The sequence below is a fragment of the Mesorhizobium sp. M1307 genome, from assembly GCF_040318155.1.
Lineage (GTDB): Bacteria > Pseudomonadota > Alphaproteobacteria > Rhizobiales > Rhizobiaceae > Mesorhizobium.
Genome location: NZ_JAMYLR010000011.1, coordinates 74,711 through 90,946, shown reverse-complemented (window position 1 = coordinate 90,946; position 16,236 = coordinate 74,711). Strand labels below are relative to the sequence as shown.

The 16,236-nt window shown below is 60.8% G+C and carries 14 protein-coding genes and 2 pseudogenes; 7 read left to right on the top strand and 9 right to left on the bottom strand.

Features of this window, described 5'->3' with window-relative positions; genetic code table 11:
- The first annotated feature begins 1 nt into the window (after position 1).
- Complete coding sequence (locus NKH16_RS15565) at positions 2 to 478, top strand: Lrp/AsnC family transcriptional regulator (RefSeq protein ID WP_352900267.1); 477 nt, start codon at positions 2 to 4, stop codon at positions 476 to 478.
- Positions 479 to 783: 305 nt separating this feature from the next.
- Here the strand turns inward: NKH16_RS15565 and NKH16_RS15560 are convergent, their stop codons facing one another.
- On the bottom strand, positions 784 to 2,160 hold the full coding sequence (locus tag NKH16_RS15560) for an aspartate aminotransferase family protein (RefSeq protein ID WP_352900264.1): 1,377 nt from the start codon (positions 2,158 to 2,160) through the stop codon (positions 784 to 786).
- A gap of 425 nt (positions 2,161 to 2,585) precedes the next feature.
- On the opposite strand from NKH16_RS15560, the gene NKH16_RS15555 reads away from it, so the two are divergent.
- Positions 2,586 to 3,275 carry a haloacid dehalogenase type II gene (locus tag NKH16_RS15555; protein ID WP_352900261.1) on the top strand — a complete coding sequence of 230 codons (690 nt, stop codon included), beginning with the start codon at positions 2,586 to 2,588 and terminating at the stop codon, positions 3,273 to 3,275.
- Positions 3,276 to 3,425: 150 nt separating this feature from the next.
- On the opposite strand, the gene NKH16_RS15550 is transcribed toward NKH16_RS15555, so the two are convergent.
- The 5 genes from NKH16_RS15550 to argE form a co-directional block, all read right to left on the bottom strand.
- Positions 3,426 to 4,901 (bottom strand): NAD-dependent succinate-semialdehyde dehydrogenase, encoded by a 1,476-nt coding sequence (locus NKH16_RS15550; protein ID WP_352746586.1) that lies wholly within the window; start codon positions 4,899 to 4,901, stop codon positions 3,426 to 3,428.
- 18 nt (positions 4,902 to 4,919) lie between these two features.
- Positions 4,920 to 5,963, bottom strand: coding sequence for a tartrate dehydrogenase (locus NKH16_RS15545; RefSeq protein ID WP_352900259.1), 1,044 nt, complete (start codon positions 5,961 to 5,963; stop codon positions 4,920 to 4,922).
- A gap of 171 nt (positions 5,964 to 6,134) precedes the next feature.
- Positions 6,135 to 6,491 (bottom strand): cupin domain-containing protein, encoded by a 357-nt coding sequence (locus tag NKH16_RS15540; protein ID WP_023678793.1) that lies wholly within the window; start codon positions 6,489 to 6,491, stop codon positions 6,135 to 6,137.
- A gap of 14 nt (positions 6,492 to 6,505) precedes the next feature.
- A complete protein-coding gene (locus NKH16_RS15535; RefSeq protein ID WP_352900256.1) occupies positions 6,506 to 7,429 on the bottom strand; it encodes a 2-hydroxyacid dehydrogenase in 924 nt (307 codons plus the stop codon).
- A gap of 16 nt (positions 7,430 to 7,445) precedes the next feature.
- Positions 7,446 to 8,570 (bottom strand): acetylornithine deacetylase, encoded by a 1,125-nt coding sequence (argE, locus tag NKH16_RS15530; protein ID WP_352746579.1) that lies wholly within the window; start codon positions 8,568 to 8,570, stop codon positions 7,446 to 7,448.
- A 242-nt stretch (positions 8,571 to 8,812) separates the two neighbouring features.
- On the opposite strand from argE, the gene NKH16_RS15525 reads away from it, so the two are divergent.
- Positions 8,813 to 9,691 (top strand): GNAT family N-acetyltransferase, encoded by an 879-nt coding sequence (locus NKH16_RS15525; protein WP_352450636.1) that lies wholly within the window; start codon positions 8,813 to 8,815, stop codon positions 9,689 to 9,691.
- 88 nt (positions 9,692 to 9,779) lie between these two features.
- Here the strand turns inward: NKH16_RS15525 and NKH16_RS15520 are convergent.
- The 3 genes and pseudogenes from NKH16_RS15520 to NKH16_RS15510 form a co-directional block, all read right to left on the bottom strand.
- A pseudogene (locus tag NKH16_RS15520) lies at positions 9,780 to 10,172 on the bottom strand (ATP-binding cassette domain-containing protein); the annotation flags it as partial.
- 123 nt (positions 10,173 to 10,295) lie between these two features.
- Positions 10,296 to 10,693, bottom strand: a pseudogene (locus NKH16_RS15515) (type II toxin-antitoxin system VapC family toxin).
- Positions 10,690 to 10,956: an AbrB/MazE/SpoVT family DNA-binding domain-containing protein gene (locus NKH16_RS15510; protein ID WP_352746574.1), complete on the bottom strand. Its 267-nt coding sequence runs from the start codon at positions 10,954 to 10,956 to the stop codon at positions 10,690 to 10,692. Before NKH16_RS15510 ends, NKH16_RS15515 begins: the two are co-directional and overlap by 4 nt.
- A gap of 537 nt (positions 10,957 to 11,493) precedes the next feature.
- Between NKH16_RS15510 and NKH16_RS15505 the strand changes: the two genes are divergently transcribed.
- The 4 genes from NKH16_RS15505 (at position 11,494) to NKH16_RS15490 (ending at position 16,192) form a co-directional block, all read left to right on the top strand.
- A complete protein-coding gene (locus tag NKH16_RS15505) occupies positions 11,494 to 12,333 on the top strand; it encodes a succinate dehydrogenase/fumarate reductase transmembrane subunit (RefSeq protein ID WP_352746572.1) in 840 nt (279 codons plus the stop codon).
- Positions 12,334 to 12,991: 658 nt separating this feature from the next.
- Positions 12,992 to 14,038, top strand: a complete 1,047-nt coding sequence (locus tag NKH16_RS15500) for an NAD(P)-dependent alcohol dehydrogenase (RefSeq protein ID WP_352900253.1) — start codon at positions 12,992 to 12,994, stop codon at positions 14,036 to 14,038.
- A 343-nt stretch (positions 14,039 to 14,381) separates the two neighbouring features.
- On the top strand, positions 14,382 to 15,293 hold the full coding sequence (locus NKH16_RS15495) for a carbohydrate ABC transporter permease (protein ID WP_023678780.1): 912 nt from the start codon (positions 14,382 to 14,384) through the stop codon (positions 15,291 to 15,293).
- Positions 15,293 to 16,192: a carbohydrate ABC transporter permease gene (locus NKH16_RS15490; protein ID WP_352746564.1), complete on the top strand. Its 900-nt coding sequence runs from the start codon at positions 15,293 to 15,295 to the stop codon at positions 16,190 to 16,192. The genes NKH16_RS15495 and NKH16_RS15490 overlap by 1 nt, the downstream gene beginning before the upstream one ends.
- Positions 16,193 to 16,236 lie beyond the last annotated feature (44 nt).

Below are 16,236 nucleotides of genomic sequence, written 5' to 3'. Positions count from 1 at the left end.
AATGAAGCTCGACAGGATCGACATCAAGATCTTATCCCAACTGCAAAAGAACGGGCGGGTCACGAATGTCGAGCTTGCCGACCTGGTCAACCTTTCGCCGAGCCCTTGCCTGATGCGGGTGAAGAAACTTCAGGCGGAAGGCTTCATCACCGGCTATTCCGCCCAGATCGATGTGTCCAAGCTCGGACAGACTCTAACGATCTTCACCGAAGTCACGCTCAAGCACCATCAACAGAACGACTTCGCGAGATTTCTCACCGCAATTCAGAAAGTCGATTCTGTCATCGAATGCCATCTGGTTTCAGGCGGCTACGACTATCTTGTGAAGTTTGTCACAGCGGGCATCAGCGAGTACCAGACGATCATGGAGCGCATGATCGAATTGGATATCGGAATCGACAAATATTTCAGCTTCGTCGTGCTGAAGTCACCGATCGTGAAATCCCATTTGCCTCTCGACATCATTTTCGAGAAATGAAACTGCTCCGCAGTCTTGGACCTGGAGAGCCGCGCGCCAGCATTCTCTCTTGCTGTTTTCGCTGCGCTTGTGCAACGGCATGCGATTCCACATACCGGCAAATGCTTGGCACTTGGCAGACGGCGGCATCACCTGAGGATTTGTTTCGGGGCCGCTAAAGCGCGTCGCGTTCGACCGGCCTCATGCGACGCGCTTTAGGTTCTTGTTTTGATGCATGTCGTTATCGCAAAACCGCTGCACACTTTTGCGCGACATGCATTAGGCGTCTACCGCATTGACCGAGGTCGCTTCGGCGATGGCAATGATCATCCCTGCATCGCTGACCGCACGTCCTTGTCTTCGAGCGTTTGATCCAGCGTCATTCGGGTACGTTCGAGGATTCCATCAATATCGTCCTCGGTGCAGCAGAGCGGCGGCGCAAAGCCGAGGATGCCGCTGTTGAAGGCGCGGATGACAAGGCCGTTCGCCCACGCGCGCTCGAAGATGCGGCGCCCCGGATCGGCCGCCGCCGGCAGCGGCGTTTTGCGCTCCTTGTCGGTGACCAACTCGATTGCTGCCAGCATACCGCGACCGCGGATGTCGCCAGCCAGCGGGTGGTCGGCGAGCGAGCGAAGGCCTTGCATCAGGCGCTTGCCCGCCTTCCGCCCATTCTCGAGCAAGCCATCTTCATAGAGACGCAGGCATTCGAGCCCAACTGCCGCGCTCACGGGATGGGCGGAATAAGTATAGCCATGGCCGACGGCCGCTTTGCCGGCTCCGTCCGCGATCGTATTGTACACGTGGTCCGACATGAAGACGGCGCCCATCGGCACGTAGCCCGAGGTCAGTCCCTTCGCTGTGGTTATGAAATCCGGCACGACCTCGTCTTCCTCACAGGCGAAGAGGGGGCCGGTACGGCCAAAGGCAGTGATAACTTCGTCGGCAACGAACAGAATGTCGTGTTCCTTGCACACGGCGTGCAGAGCCTTCAGCCAACCTGTCGGTGGAACGAGGACACCGCCCGAACCCTGGATGGGTTCGGCGTAGAAGGCCGCAACGCGGCCGGCGCCGAGTTCCGCGATTTTGGCCCGCAGCGCCGCGACCGATGCATCGATGATCGCCTGCGGGTCGGAACCGACCGGATTGCGATAGGCGTAGTGCGAAGGAATTTTGTGCTGCCAGTCGTAAGGCACGCCGAAACCCGCGTGGAAAGCCGGGATCGCTGTCAGACCTGACCCTGCCGTCGAGGATCCATGGTAGCCATACTCGACCGAGATGAACTGGTCCTTTTGCGGCGTACCCTTGGCATGGTAGTAATAGCGAATGAAGCGGATCGTACTGTCGACTGCGTCGGAGCCGCCAAGCGTGAAATAGACATGGTTCAAATCGCCGGGCGCCAGTTCGGCAAGCCTGGCAGCAAGGCGAATGGCAGGCTCGGATCCCAGTCCGAAATATCCCGTCGCATAGGGAAGCTCTCTTAGCTGCTTTGCTGCTGCTTCAACGACGCTTTCCTGGCCGTATCCGATGTTTACACACCATAGACCGGCGAATCCGTCCAGCAAGGTTTTCCCGCTTGCATCGGTCACGGTTGCGCCTTTGGCGGATTTGAGCACCCGCACGCCCGTCTCCTCGTGGCTCCGATAGCATGAAAACGGGTGAACCAGATGTGCGCGATCGAGTTCGATCAGTGAGTTTGCCAGCATTTCTTCCTCCGATTCAGCGCAGTGCCTGACTGACGAGAGCATAAGTCCGGTGTGGTGTGATTTCGTCCTTCAGCTCGTTTTCCAGCGTGATCTGCTGCGCGGTCATGTTCATTCGGGCCTGAAGTCTCTAGGTCCAAGATAGGCTGCCGCGGGCAGCAGTTCCTCCCGACCAGAAGCTGAGCGATGGGCGTTTTGACTTTCCTTTGCCGCTGGCACCGCATCTTATGCCACGCACGGCTGAGAGATCGCGCGCCCGCCGAAGCTCGAAACGAACTCAGGCGCAACTCTCTGCCAAAGCTCTCACGCAATACAAAACAATCTGCTTCAGGGCGCATCGAATGCGGCGACTAGTCTTCTCTGGTCCTCATTATGATCCTTGCTGTTAAAGGCACGCAGTGCCGACAGGATTGGAAGGATCGACGCTCATGACCCAGTTCAGACCGAAATACATCACCTTCGACTGCTACGGTACACTGACCAACTTCGACATGGCCGGCGCGGCGAGACGCGTATATGGTGCCCAGCTCTCCCCAGCTGGGATGGCGCAGTTCATCAAGGATTTCTCGGCCTATCGCCTCGATGAGGTCCTTGGCGCCTGGAAGCCGTACAGCGAGGTCGTGCACAATTCCGTGGAACGGACCTGCAAGCGCAACGGCGTCGCATTCCGGCCCGAGGATGCCCAGCGCATCTATGCGGAAGTGCCGACATGGGGTCCGCACCCGGATGTCCCGGTGGGCCTGGCCAAGGTCGCCAAGGAGATTCCGCTGGTGATCCTGTCGAACTCCATGAAGAGCCTGATCATGTCGAACGTGGAGAAACTCGGCGCACCCTTTCACATGGTCATCACGGCCGAAGAGACGGGCGCCTACAAGCCGCAGATGAAGGGCTTCGAATATATGTTCGACAAACTAGGCTGCGGCCCGGAGGACATTACGCACGTGTCGTCCTCATTTCGCTACGATCTCATGACCGCCTATGATATCGGTATCAAGAGCAAGATCTGGGTGAACCGCGGCCACGAGCCTGCGAACCCCTTCTACGAATATACCGAGATCAAGGATATCGGCGGTCTGGCCGGCGCCGTCGGACTGGAGCCCGTTCGGGAATTCGCCTGAACGTTTGTTTGCTGGCGCAGTCGCCAGACCGAGTCGCTCCCAAAACGAATAGCCACTGGTCGCAATAGAGAAAGGGGCGGTTTTCACCGCCCCTTTCTTGTGGTTCCAACGCTTTAGGGCTGCAAGTGTTTCCACCTGCGTGCAAGATAACTAGTTAAGCCCGCCAACATGAAGCGCCTTGACCTCGAGATATTCCTCGATGCCGAGCTGCGATCCTTCGCGCCCCACTCCCGACTGCTTGACACCGCCGAAAGGCGCAACCTCGGTCGAGATCATGCCTGTGTTGAGCCCGACCATGCCGAACTCCAGCGCCTCGGCAACACGCCATGAGCGCTTGAGGTTGTCGGTGTAGAAGTAGGCGGCAAGGCCGAACGGCGTACCGTTCGCAATGGCGATGGCCTCTTCCTCCGTCTCGAAGCGAAAAAGCGGCGCCACCGGACCGAACGTCTCTTCCGATGCCAGGAGCATCCCCGTAGTAGCTTCTCCCAGCACGACGGGCCGTGCATATTGCTTACCCTCCGGCATCGTCTCGCTTTGGGCGATGATCTGCGCACCTTTCGCCTGTGCATCCGCGATGTGACGCTCGATCTTGTCGATCGCGGCCGCGTTGATCATCGGGCCGATCTCAGTGCCCTCGTCGGTCCCTGCGCCAACCTTCATCCGCGTGACGCGCTGGCTCAGCTTTTCGGCGAAAGCATCGTAAACGCCTTCCTGCACGAGAATCCGATTCGCGCAGACGCAGGTTTGACCGCCATTGCGGAACTTGGATGCGATCACCCCTTCAACTGCCTTATCCAGATCGGCGTCGTCAAAGACGATAAAGGGTGCGTTGCCGCCAAGCTCCAGGCTCAGCCGCTTGATGCTATCGGCCGCGCCACGCATGAGCAGCGCACCGACGCGGGTCGAACCGGTGAACGAGATCTTGCGCACCGTCTCGTTGGCCATCAGTTCGTTGCCGATTTCGACGGGCATGCCGGTCACAATATTGATCACGCCGGCAGGGATACCTGCCCGTTCCGCCAGAACGCCGAGCGCCAGCGCCGAGAATGGCGTAAATTCCGACGGCTTGATGACAACCGTACAACCTGCGGCCAGCGCCGGTGCTACTTTGCGTGCGATCATCGCGTTGGGGAAATTCCACGGCGTGATGATGGCGCAGACGCCGACGGGTTCTTTCAGCACCAGAATGCGGCGATCGGCCGTGGGTGACGGAATGGTCGAGCCACCGATCCGGCGCGCCTCCTCCGCAAACCATTTCACAAAAGATGCGCCGTAGCGGATTTCCGCCACCGCCTCGGCCAGCGGCTTGCCTTGTTCCAGCGTCAGCAGGAGCGCGAGATCCTGTTCGTGCTGGCGGATGAGGTCGTGCCAGCGCTCCAGAAATCCTGCACGCTCGGCATGGGTCCTTTTCCTCCAGCCTTTGAAGGCCTCGGCCGCGGCGCCGATTGCGGCTCTCGTCTCGTTCTCCCCCATTGCGGGAACGGTGCCGAGAACACTTTGGCTGGCAGGGTCAATGACATCGACCACGCCTTTGGTTTCGCCATCCCGCCAGACACCGCCAATCAGCGCCTGCTGGCGGAAAAGGTCGGAGTCGTTGAACATGCCAATCTTCGTCATCGCATTCATGGTCTTTCCTCTGCTCTTTCAGCTCAATCCTGCCAGCACGGCCTGCGTGATTGTTTCAGTCCTGTCCTTGCCCGCGATCGTGCCAATCCCCCGCGCGGTTGCGGACTCGATTGCCGACATCACTTCGGCCGCAGCCTGCCCCTCGCCCAGATGCTCGAGCATCATCGCACCGGACCAGATCGCGGCGATCGGATTGGCGACACCGAGATGCGCGATGTCGGGCGCCGAACCATGGACCGGCTCGAACATGGAAGGCCCGCTGCGATCGGGATTGATATTGGCGGAGGCGGCGTAACCCAGCCCGCCCTGAATGGCCGCTCCAATATCCGTGAGGATGTCGCCGAAAAGGTTCGATGCGACGATTACGTCGAGGCTGTCCGGCGCCAGGACCATACGGGCGGCAATGGCGTCGATGTGGTAGTGCGAGACCTCCACATCGGCATAGTCTTTCGCCACCTCGCGCGTGACCTCATCCCAGAAAACCATGGAGTGTTTTTGCGCGTTGGATTTGGTGACAGATGCGAGCTTCTTGCGACGCGCCCGCGCCTGTTCGAAACCGAAACGGATGATCCGTTCGACACCCGTACGCGTAAAGATCGCAGTCTCAACCGCGACCTCATCGGCCGTGCCAGAATGAACGCGCCCACCGGCGCCGGAATATTCGCCTTCCGTATTCTCGCGGATGCACAGGATATCGAAAGCATCGGAGCGGAGGGGCCCCTGAACGCCCGGCAACAGCCGGTGCGGTCGTATGTTGGCGTACTGCGTGAACCCTTTCCGGATCGGCAGGAGCAGTCCGTGAAGCGATACTGAGTCGGGCACTTCCGCGGACCAGCCCACAGCGCCGAGATAGATCGCATCGAATTTTCGAAGTGTCTCGATGCCGTCTGACGGCATCATTGCACCGGTCTCCAGGTAGTAGGCGCACGACCACGGGAATCTTGTGTCATCAAGGGCGAAACCGCCCTGCTTAGCCGCCGCCTGCAGCACCTGCCATGCCGCCTGCGTGACGTCCTTGCCGATGGCGTCGCCGGGGATCAGCGCTATCTTGTAGGTCTTCATTGATGGAGGTCCTCATTCGCACTGGCGTCACCGGAACAGTAGTCGACCGCCCGCCGCATTTTCCGTCGAGGTTGAGCTCTCCGACGGCGTCGAATCGCGTCAGGCGGAACCTGGAAAGCCGATTGTTCTGGAACCGCCGCGCGCTATTCGGCCGGACCTTGAGCACTGAACTCAGTCATAAACGCAGACGTAGATTTTGCGCACGGTCTCGATAGTGCGCCAGACGCCGACGAAACCAGGCTTCATCACGAAACTGTCGCCGGCGCGGTAGGTCTTGGTCTCACCGCCCTTCTCCTCGATTTCGACGAGACCCGAAACGATGTGGCAGAACTCGTAGATCGTGCCCTTGATCGAATGCGTCTCGCCGGGCGTCGCCTCCCAGACACCGGTGAGCACCTTTTCTCCCTTCGAGGCATCCTGCGCCCAGGTCTTGAAGGATGGATTGCCGGAAATGAGCCGCTCCGGAGCCGGTAGTGCCTCCTTCGGCGCGAAGTCTGGAACTGTGTCGATCGTGATCAGAAGTGACATGTGATGTTTCCTGGTTAGTAGCCGAGTGTCCGATCGACGAGGCCGATCAGTTCTTCTCCGGCGCGGTGGCGCCGGATGTTGTCAACGACGGATTGTGCCGCCGTATGCGGTTGCGTCACCGAGGCGATGTGCGGCGTTATCATCACCTTCGGATGCGACCACAGCGGATGGTCTTCCGGGAGCGGTTCTGGATCGGTGACATCAAGCATCGCCGCAGATACGTGACCGGTGTCGAGCGCGTTGATCAGCGCGGCCTGGTCCAGTTGCGGACCCCTGCCGACATGCAGCAGCTGCGCCCCGACGGGCAGTAAGTCGAAGAACTCTGCATCGAGCATGCCGTGCGTTTGTTCCGTGAGCGGAAGCAGGCAGACGAGAATATCCGTTTGCTTCAAAAAGCCCGCGAGTTGGTCCGTGCCGTTAAAACAGGCGACGTCCTCTATCCGCTTTTCGCTGCGGCTCCACCCGGCAAGCGGAAACTGGAAGGGCTTCAAGCGCTCGATAGCCGCCTGGGCCAGCATGCCAAGGCCGAGGAAGCCAACCCGGCGTTCGGCCGCCTGTCGAGCGGCAATCGGTTGCCAGAGGCATCTTTTCTGCTGCTCAAGATAGGCGGGCATCTCGCGGTGGAGAGTCAACACGCCGAGCGCGATGTATTCCTGCATCATGCGTATGATGCCGTCCTCGACCATGCGCACAAGCTTCACATGGCTTGGCACCACGTCCTGCTCGAACTGGTCGACGCCCGCTCCGATGGAAAACAGCACTTCCAGATTGCGGTAGCGCGAGATCTCGTCCGGCACCGTCCAGGTGATGAGATAGCGCACCTTCTCCGGCTCCGTCTCGTCGCCGGAATGGACGAATTCCAGATCCGGGAGCTGGCGCGCGAAGATCTCGCGGAAGACCGCAGCACGCGCCGCATCGGAATTGAAAAGAAACGCCATGGTGACCGCCCTTCCTTCAGGCCGCAAGACGCGCGCCGAGCCCCTCGATCATCTTCCGGCAAGCGGCGAGTTCACCGATCTCGATATATTCGTCGGAACGATGGGCACGGCCGATGTCGCCGGGTCCGCAAACGACCGCATCGATGCCGGCCTGCTGATAAAGTCCGGCCTCCGTGCCGTAACTCACAGCTGTCAGCGGCTCCTGCCCCGTCAGCTCCGTCAGAACGGCCGCTAGCTCGCTCCCGTTGGCGGGCGCAAGAGCGGGATAGGTACTCAACTCATGCCACGCCACATCGAAGCCGCTGTCTCGCAGAGCGAAAAGCCGGGCCTTGACCGGCTCAAGCAGGGAGGCTGGAGAAACGCCGGGCACGGCACGCGCCTCGATATCGGCTGTGCAGTGGCCAGCGATGATGTTGACCGCCTGTCCACCGGCGATGACGCCCACCTGCAAGGAAGAATAAGGGGGCTCGAAATTGTCATCGAGCGGCCCGTCGGCGAGGGATCGGCCGTAGGCCACGGCGTGCGTGATGACGCCGGCCATGGCATGCACGGCATTGAGTCCGAGATCGGGGCGTGAGGAATGGCCGGATCGCCCGATCACCTCGAGCCGCGCGGCGGCCTTCCCCTTGTGCGCGCGCACAGGCTGCATCCGGCTCGGCTCGCCGACAATCGCGCCAAGCGGCCTCTCGCATAAGCTCGGCAACGCGGCTAGGAGATGCGGCACGCCACGGCACCCCGCCTCTTCGTCATATGAGAATGCGAGATGAACTGGCTGCCGCAGGTTCATCGCCGCAAGTCCTGGGAGCGCCGCCAATGCGCAGGCGAGGAAGCCCTTCATGTCGGAGGTGCCGCGGCCGTAAAGCCTGCCGCCCTCGCGGCGCAGAACGAACGGGTCCGAGCTCCATTCCGGCTCGCCGGCCGGGACGACATCCATATGCCCGGAGATGATGTAGCCCCGACCCTGGCGCGGGCCGATCGTGAGGAAAAGGTTGGACCGGTCGCCCTCGGGACCGGGGAGAACCGTCACCTCGGCTCCGGCTGCCTGACAGTAGTCGCGGATCCAATCGACGATCGCGCCGTTTGGCGTGCCCACAACAGAGGGAAATGCAACCAGGGTCGCGAGGATTTCTTCCACGTTCATGGCGGTCCGCTCTGCTTGCACACTATCACCGGGTGCAACCAGCCTATCCGCAGGCAGCAGTGTTCCCTGCCGAATTGCATCGTGCTTTGGCCGAAGATTGCGAAAAAGCACCTCGAACCAGCGAAACCTGCTGGCTTTCCCGTATAATGCTGCGGCAAAAGAGGTATGTCGCGACATGGCGATCGATGACAGGATCAACACCGCTTGCCTTGCGCATTCGTTGAAGGAGCGGATCGATTGAGATGCAGAGATCAGTACGCCTGAAATCCTTCGAACTGGTCGCGCGGGACATTGATGATGTCGACGTCAAGCTACTGCACGCGCTGTCGATCTCAGTCCGCTGGCCTCATCGGCCGAAGGATTGGGACTTTCTGCGCCGTGCCGGCCGCGGCATTGTTGCCGTTGATGGTATTGGACGCGTTTTCGGGAGCGCGATGTGGTTTCCCCACGGGGGCGACTTTGCCACCATTGGCCTGGTGATCACAACGCCACGCACACAAGCGCAAGGAGGCGGCCGATGGCTCATGGACCTAGTCCTTGAGCAGTGCGGCGATCGCAATTTGGCACTCAACGCGACCCATGCTGCCTACCCCCTCTACGTTTCACTCGGCTTCACGACCGAGGCGATCGTATACCAGCGCCAGGGGGAGGTCCCACAAACACTCCCGACTATGCCGGCCTTGAACGGGGAATTGCAGGCGCTGTCGAGCGACAGGCTTAAGGACATCACGCCGCTGGATACGCGCGCGTTAGGGATAAACCGCGAGAGGCTGCTCGCGTTGCTCGCAGCGGATGCCTCAATCTGCACTTTGAGCCGCGGCGGCGAAATCGTCGGCTATTCCATGTGTCGCGAGTTCGGACGTGGCCATGTGATCGGCCCCATGGTCGCGCGCAGCGATCTCGACGCGGTCCACCTCACAGCCGTGCATCTGAAGGAACTGGCAGGACGATTCGCCCGCGTCGACACCCGCGAGAAGGATGGCGTGTTTGCCGCGTTTCTCCAGCAGAGCGGCCTCGGCATTGCCGAGACCGTTACGACCATGTCCAAAGGGCGCCGCTTCCTGAACCGCCAAGACAATGGGCCTTGGGTCTATGGATTGGCCGGCCACGCCTTGAGCTGAATGCAAGCATACTGTCGCCTTCAACCAGCGGTCAGAGAATCAGGTCGATCAGTGCGCGCGTCGATCAACCGGCATAATGCGGTTGCCGTCACGCGGCCGGAACGGCTGCCGCTTCGAATCTGCTCCTAATCCCGGATTCGGCTTCCGCTGCCGACATAATGGCCGTCCGGCGCCCATCCGCCACGCCATCCACGATGACATGGCCGATGCCGCGCGAGCACGGCTCGATGCGCGCGTTGAGGTGATAAATGTCCCGCAGCAGATCGGATGTGATGACGTCCGGCGATGACCCGCATGCGACCAGCCGGCCGTCCGCGATGACCATTGTCTGATCGCTGAAGCGCAGGGCGTGATTGAGGTCGTGCAGGGCGATCAGCACGACCATGCCTCGCGCCTGAGCAAGTTGCCGCATGAGACCGAGCACTTCCACCTGCCGCGATAGATCGAGTGCTGATGTCGGTTCGTCCATCAGCAGGAAATCGGCGATTGTCGGCTCTCACCGCGCCATTCTTGATCTGACATCCGTACCGCAGACAGAATCCGATTGCTCGCAGCGGCCTCTAAAGACGCGACAGCACAGGGCGAAAGACCACCGCGGAAAGACTTAGAAAAGAAGCTGTACGGATTGTCCCCGCGCCGAGAGCAGTTTGACGGCCCTCCGGTCAAACGAGACGAAAGTCTCCCCGCCAACCAGCCGCAGTCAAAAGCGATCACGCCGTCCGCGAAATCGCCGCCGGCATCGAGGACTGGCAGCCCTGCCTCAACTGCCGGCCGGCTGACGACAACATTCGCGGTGTTCAGCAACGCCCGGATCGCCGCGGCAATATCTTCGCGCTCTGTCTGGTACTGCCGGGCCAGAACCCAGGCGAACTCGCACAAGGCCTGCAAGCTCACCGCCACGATGTCCGCTTTGGCCAGCAGGTCGACGGCAATGGCCGCCTGCCCCTCATCATCGGCGACAGAGGCGCGCAGCAGCACATTCGTGTCGGCCGTAACCCTCATTCCTCGCCGGACCCGGCCACAGCGCCCGCTTCCGCTATCGCCTCGTTGATCTCCTCGATGCTGAGCACCCGGCCGTTCGTCTTGCCTCTGAGGAACCCGTGGAGGTCCCGGAACGACCCCTTCGACCGTGCAGCCCTCAATTCCGCCCGACCGTCGGGCAGCAGATCAAGCTCGATCTTCTCGCCCGGTTTGATGCCCAGATGTTGCAGCACGTCCTTGCGGAACGTCACCTGTCCCTTTGTCGTCACTGTCAACGTTGTCATCTTAAACATTCCTGTTCATCGCGATAAGACAATGCAAATCTGCATTATTATCAATGCAGATGGGTCGGGGCCAAGCTTGGCGTCAATGCGGCGACTGAATCGCGACCAGCGCTCTGCCAGAGTGAAGTCGCCAAACATCACCTGGAGGTCAGCATGCAAGCCAACACCACGGCCGCTATCCGCGTCGATCTTGCCGCAATGTTTGTCTCGTTAGAACTGTCTCGTTCAAAATCGCTCGTCACTTCGCTTCGGCTGGTGTCGGGAATGGCGCGACCGCCGCCGGGAAGCGAGGGAAGGCAGCGTCAAGTTCGAGCCAGAGATTAATAAGAACGAAGCCATCGCCGCATAGGCGTCTGCCTGCGTGGGTATGGACGGACTCACTCGTGCGCAATATGAATTATGAATGGAGATGAGGCCTGCCGTGGCGCTCACGCGTCGCTGAGGCAGGTGACGCTCGTTCAATGACGCTGCGCAGGGCGGGTTGGCCTTCTGGTCTAACGCCGCCCGCAGAAGTGTCGATATCAGGGGATCTGGTCAATGACCGACAACAAGCCAGACGTTACCAAGGATTGGCAAGCGACGCAGGGCCAGAAGTCCTCCGCCACGCGTCTTCGCCTTTTCGCCGCACTCTCGTGGGTCGTCGCCATTGGCGGCGAGATCTACGGAATTATGCTGCTTCGCCAGAACAAGTTCGACCAGGGACACCTGCCGCTGGTCATCGGCCTTCTGGTCGGCATCGCGATTTTCGCAATCGCCGGCAACTTGCTATGGAAGGCGGCCAACAGGCACGATCCGGCTCGTGCATCCGACGCGGCCAGGTTCTTCTTCCAAAACCAGCTCGGCGCAATTATCACACTGATTGCCTTCCTCCCGCTGGTTTTCCTGATTCTCACCGACAAGAACATGGATCCGCGGACCAAGAAGGTTGCCGGCGGCGTCGGCGCTGCGCTGGCCGTGCTCGCGACGGTCATGGGGATCAGTTTAAAACCCCCGTCGGTCGAACAATACACCCAGGATATGAACGCATGCGCAGCGCAGATCAAGTCGGGGCAGCCCACCACCGCCTGTTCGCCCGATGTCGCCGCTCAGGCGCAGGCGATCGCGACGGACACCGCCGCCGTGGCGGCGGCGACGCGGGACGCGAGCCACCCCGCCGGTCAGGATGTCGTTTACTGGATCGCGCCCGAAAACGGAGCCGCGAAGTCCACCGAGCCGCATGTTTTCCACCTCTGCGCAGGCGTGAGCCCGCTGAAGGACAAGACTGTGAATAGTGGCTCCGTGACGGAGGCCTACGCACAGAACGCCATCCGCATCACGAAGCAGATCGATATGGAACAGAAGCAGTGCGGGTTCACCGCCACAACCAGCACCAACTGAACCCGTCTGCACTCGATCGGGTCCAGCCGTTGGTCTTGTCGAGAAGGATGGCGCGTAAGCGCAGGCTCAGTATTGACTCGCTGAAGCAACGCCAAATGCCGGGATCGCCCGGCTGGCCAGTATTGTCCAACTGCAAACTTATCCGCGGCGAGCAATGACCTGGCGTCTTACGCACGGCAGCTTCCGGCCTGAGCGCTTCGAATGGAGAATGACGTTAATGAAGCGCATTGCCGCCCGGCAGCATTATGGGCCGGAAGCGAACCGGGAACTTCTGGCGCCCAAAAAACGATAGCGGATATTTCACCTGGTGGGCCGCATCGACCAGAAGCGGATTGGGCAAGCGTTCCATGGCATGTAGCGTCGGGTGTCGCGCACCTGCTGGACCCCTGTTGATGACTGACCGATGCTGGCTTGGAGGCTGGGGAGTGGGGAGTCTCGGGGCGAACGACTATTTCATTCCGCCGAGGGCATTCGGCAGCGGCAAGGCCGGCCTTCAAAGTCCTTTGGCCGGGAAGTTGGTACGGATAGTCGGAATCAGGCAACACCCCTGTTTTCCGAGCTGGATTTTGAAGCCGTGAATGAGCGGCTATGATGAACGCGCCGAGTGCAAGTAAGGTCACGAAGGCCCCTACAATAAGCTTTAGAGGAGACTACGTCGATGACGAACGTGCGCGCCCTTGTCCTTGAACGCCAACACGAACTCAAGCTGCGTGACATCGATCTGCCACAGACCGTCGGCCCGGGCGAAGTTCGCATCAAGATCCATACGGTGGGCATCTGCGGCTCCGACGTGCACTACTATACGCATGGCCGCATCGGCCCGTTCGTGGTCGAAGCGCCGATGGTCTTGGGCCATGAAGCCGCCGGCACCGTCGTCGAAACGGGGGAAGGCGTCGAGCATCTGAAGGTCGGCGACCGCGTCTGCATGGAGCCGGGTATCCCCGATCTCAATTCGCGGGCGAGCCGGCTCGGCCTCTACAACATCGATCCAGCGGTCAGGTTCTGGGCAACGCCGCCGATCCATGGCGTGCTGACGCCCTATGTCGTCCACCCCGCCAACTACACTTTCAAACTGCCCGACAATGTCAGCTTCGCCGAAGGCGCCATGGTGGAGCCCTTCGCCGTCGGAATGCAGGCGGCTGCCAAAGCAAAGATCGCGCCGGGCGACACGGCGGTGGTGATTGGCGCAGGGCCGATCGGCACGATGGTGGCGATCGCAGCGCTCGCCGGCGGCTGCGCCCGCGCCGTTGTTGCAGATCTCGCCCAACCCAAGCTCGACATCGCCGGCGGCTATCAAGGCGTGATCCCGATCAACGTCCGCGACAAGAACCTGGCGGCGGAAATAAAGCGCCTGACCGATGGCTGGGGCGCCGACGTGGTGTTTGAATGCTCGGGCTCGTCCAAGGCATGGGAGACCCTGCTCGATCTGCCGCGGCCCGGTGGCGCGGTAGTGGTGGTCGGCCTTCCGGTGGCGCCGATCGCATTCGATGTCGTCACCGCCTCGACCAAGGAAGTCCGCATCGAGACTGTGTTCCGATATGCCCACCAATATGAGCGGGCAATCGCGCTGATGGGGTCGGGCCGGGTCGACCTAGAGCCACTCATTTCGGCGACCTTCCCCTTCGAAGATTCCATCACCGCCTTCGACCGAGCAGTCGAAGCTCGGCCGGCGGACGTAAAGCTGCAGATCCTGTTGCCGGATTAAGGGGAGTTCCAAAAAGCCCCCGGGTTGTCCTCCCGATCTCCTGCTTTCGTAGCCTTCCTTGGGCTGCCAAAATTGGCGGCGGCCCTGAGCGCTTTTGATGCTGGTCCACGGCATTTGCCGGCGGCGCTCCCTCCAAAAACAACCCCGTACCCGGCGATCACGGCATCCTCTGGGACCACGACCAAAAACCCCTGAGCCTGATGGAACCGACACTTGACAAATCGGCGGCCGTCCGACACGTTCTTAACAAAAGGCACAACAAACTTACAAAAGTTCAAGTTGGCACAATCTGGCCGACAGGGAGAAGGCCGATGCGTTTGTGTGACCGAGCGGAGATTTGCGCGTGAGCACGGTGACCGTGACCCGCGAAACGCCCAGATGGGCCCTGCCCCGGTTCATGACGGCCGAGCATCCTTTCCCCTGGCTCGCGCCGATCACGGTGATGCTTCTCGTTTTCGGCATCTATCCCCTCGCCTATTCGGTCTGGCTGTCGTTTCACAAACGCAATGTCGTCTCCCGACAGCTCGACTTCGCCGGGCTCCACCAATGGACGCGCGCCTTCTCGGATGCGCGTATGTGGCATTCGCTGGAAACCACGCTGATCTACACCTTCGTCGCGCTTGCGGTTCAGCTTGCGCTCGGCATCCTCATCGCGCTCCTGCTTGACACCGATCGCAAAGGTTACGGGGTGCTGCGGGCGCTGATGACACTGCCGCTGGTGGTGCCGCCGGCGGTGACCGGAATGATGTTCCTGCTGATGCAGGACGGTTCTTTCGGTGTCCTGTCGTTCTACCTCTATGCCCTCGACCTGATCTCGCCGGCACAGCCGATCCTGACGCAGCCCGGAACCGCATTGGCGGCGATCCTGCTGGCAGACATATGGCAGTGGACGCCGTTCATGGTGCTCATCATCCTGGCAGGGCTCAGGGCGCTGCCGAAGGAGCCTTTCGAGGCAGCCGCGATCGACGGCGCCAACGGCATCCAGACGTTCTTGCGCCTCACATTGCCGATGCTGCGCAAGGTGATAGCGGTCGCGGTGCTGATCCGCGGCGTCGATCTCTTTCGCATCTACGACTACGTCTACATCATCACCGCCGGCGGGCCTGGCACGGCCACCGAGACGCTTTCATTCTACGCTGGCCGTATCTACTTCACCGGAGACTTTCCCTATGCCGCGACCCTGTCGCTGATCGTGCTCGTCGTCTTGATCGTCGTGTCGAACCTCTTCGTCAGGCTGTTCAAGGTGAGGTTCTGATGGAGTCGTCGCGCGCCCAAACGATCGCCCGTGACGTGCTCGCAGTCCTGGTGGTGGCGATCTTCATGTTCCCGATCGCGTGGTGGGCCCTGTCGTCCATCAAACCCTATTCGGCGATCTTCGACCGCAGCGGACCGGTCTACGTCGGATTCACACCGACGCCGGACAATTACCGCGTGACGTTGCTTGGCGTCTCACGCGTCGACATCGGCATGGAACAGGGCGGCGAGGCGGCCGGGGTCATCAAGGGTGGCGCCAGTTCCTATGATTCCCGTCAGTCGTTGCTCGACAGCGCCATCATAGCCGTCGGATCGACGGCGCTGACGCTGCTGCTGGCCACGCTGGCCGCCTATTGCCTGTCGCGAATGCAGTTCAGCGGCCAGCAGTCCTTCCTGTTCTGGATTCTCTCGCAACGTTTCATGCCGCCAATCGCGATCGTCATTCCGATCGTTTTCATGTTCCGCGATCTCGGCTTGCGCGATACTTATACGGGGCTCATCCTCGTTCACAGTTTGATCAACCTGCCGCTGGCGGTTCTGCTTTTGAAGTCGTTCTTCGACGATGTTCCGCGCGAGGTTGATGAGGCGGCGCTGATTGACGGCGCGACGCGCTGGCAGACGTTCCGACGCGTGGTCCTTCCCATGGTCAAGGGCGGCATCGCTGCGACGGCCGTGCTGTGTTTCATCTTTTCGTGGACCGAGTTCCTGCTCTCACTGTTCCTGACGACGTCGATCCGCACTGTGCCGGTGAAGATCTCGACCTTTGTCACCTCGACCGCGACCGAGTGGGGCTACATCACGGCGCTCGGCACGTCCGCGATCATACCCAGCTTCATCTTTATCCTGCTGGTTCAACGGCATCTGGTCCGCGGCCTCACCCTCGGATCGCTGAAGGAGTGAGGCGCAGACGAGAAGAACGACGACAAAAACGCAATGGAGGAACG

Bases quoted from the DNA above. Each gene is read 5' to 3' on its own strand.
- NKH16_RS15565 (WP_352900267.1), top strand. From the start codon at position 2: ATGAAGCTCGACAGGATCGACATCAAGATCTTATCCCAACTGCAAAAG.
- NKH16_RS15560 (WP_352900264.1), bottom strand. From the start codon at position 2,160: ATGCTGGCAAACTCACTGATCGAACTCGATCGCGCACATCTGGTTCAC.
- NKH16_RS15555 (WP_352900261.1), top strand. From the start codon at position 2,586: ATGACCCAGTTCAGACCGAAATACATCACCTTCGACTGCTACGGTACA.
- NKH16_RS15550 (WP_352746586.1), bottom strand. From the start codon at position 4,901: ATGAATGCGATGACGAAGATTGGCATGTTCAACGACTCCGACCTTTTC.
- NKH16_RS15545 (WP_352900259.1), bottom strand. From the start codon at position 5,963: ATGAAGACCTACAAGATAGCGCTGATCCCCGGCGACGCCATCGGCAAG.
- NKH16_RS15540 (WP_023678793.1), bottom strand. From the start codon at position 6,491: ATGTCACTTCTGATCACGATCGACACAGTTCCAGACTTCGCGCCGAAG.
- NKH16_RS15535 (WP_352900256.1), bottom strand. From the start codon at position 7,429: ATGGCGTTTCTTTTCAATTCCGATGCGGCGCGTGCTGCGGTCTTCCGC.
- argE (WP_352746579.1), bottom strand. From the start codon at position 8,570: ATGAACGTGGAAGAAATCCTCGCGACCCTGGTTGCATTTCCCTCTGTT.
- NKH16_RS15525 (WP_352450636.1), top strand. From the start codon at position 8,813: ATGCAGAGATCAGTACGCCTGAAATCCTTCGAACTGGTCGCGCGGGAC.
- NKH16_RS15510 (WP_352746574.1), bottom strand. From the start codon at position 10,956: ATGACAACGTTGACAGTGACGACAAAGGGACAGGTGACGTTCCGCAAG.
- NKH16_RS15505 (WP_352746572.1), top strand. From the start codon at position 11,494: ATGACCGACAACAAGCCAGACGTTACCAAGGATTGGCAAGCGACGCAG.
- NKH16_RS15500 (WP_352900253.1), top strand. From the start codon at position 12,992: ATGACGAACGTGCGCGCCCTTGTCCTTGAACGCCAACACGAACTCAAG.
- NKH16_RS15490 (WP_352746564.1), top strand. From the start codon at position 15,293: ATGGAGTCGTCGCGCGCCCAAACGATCGCCCGTGACGTGCTCGCAGTC.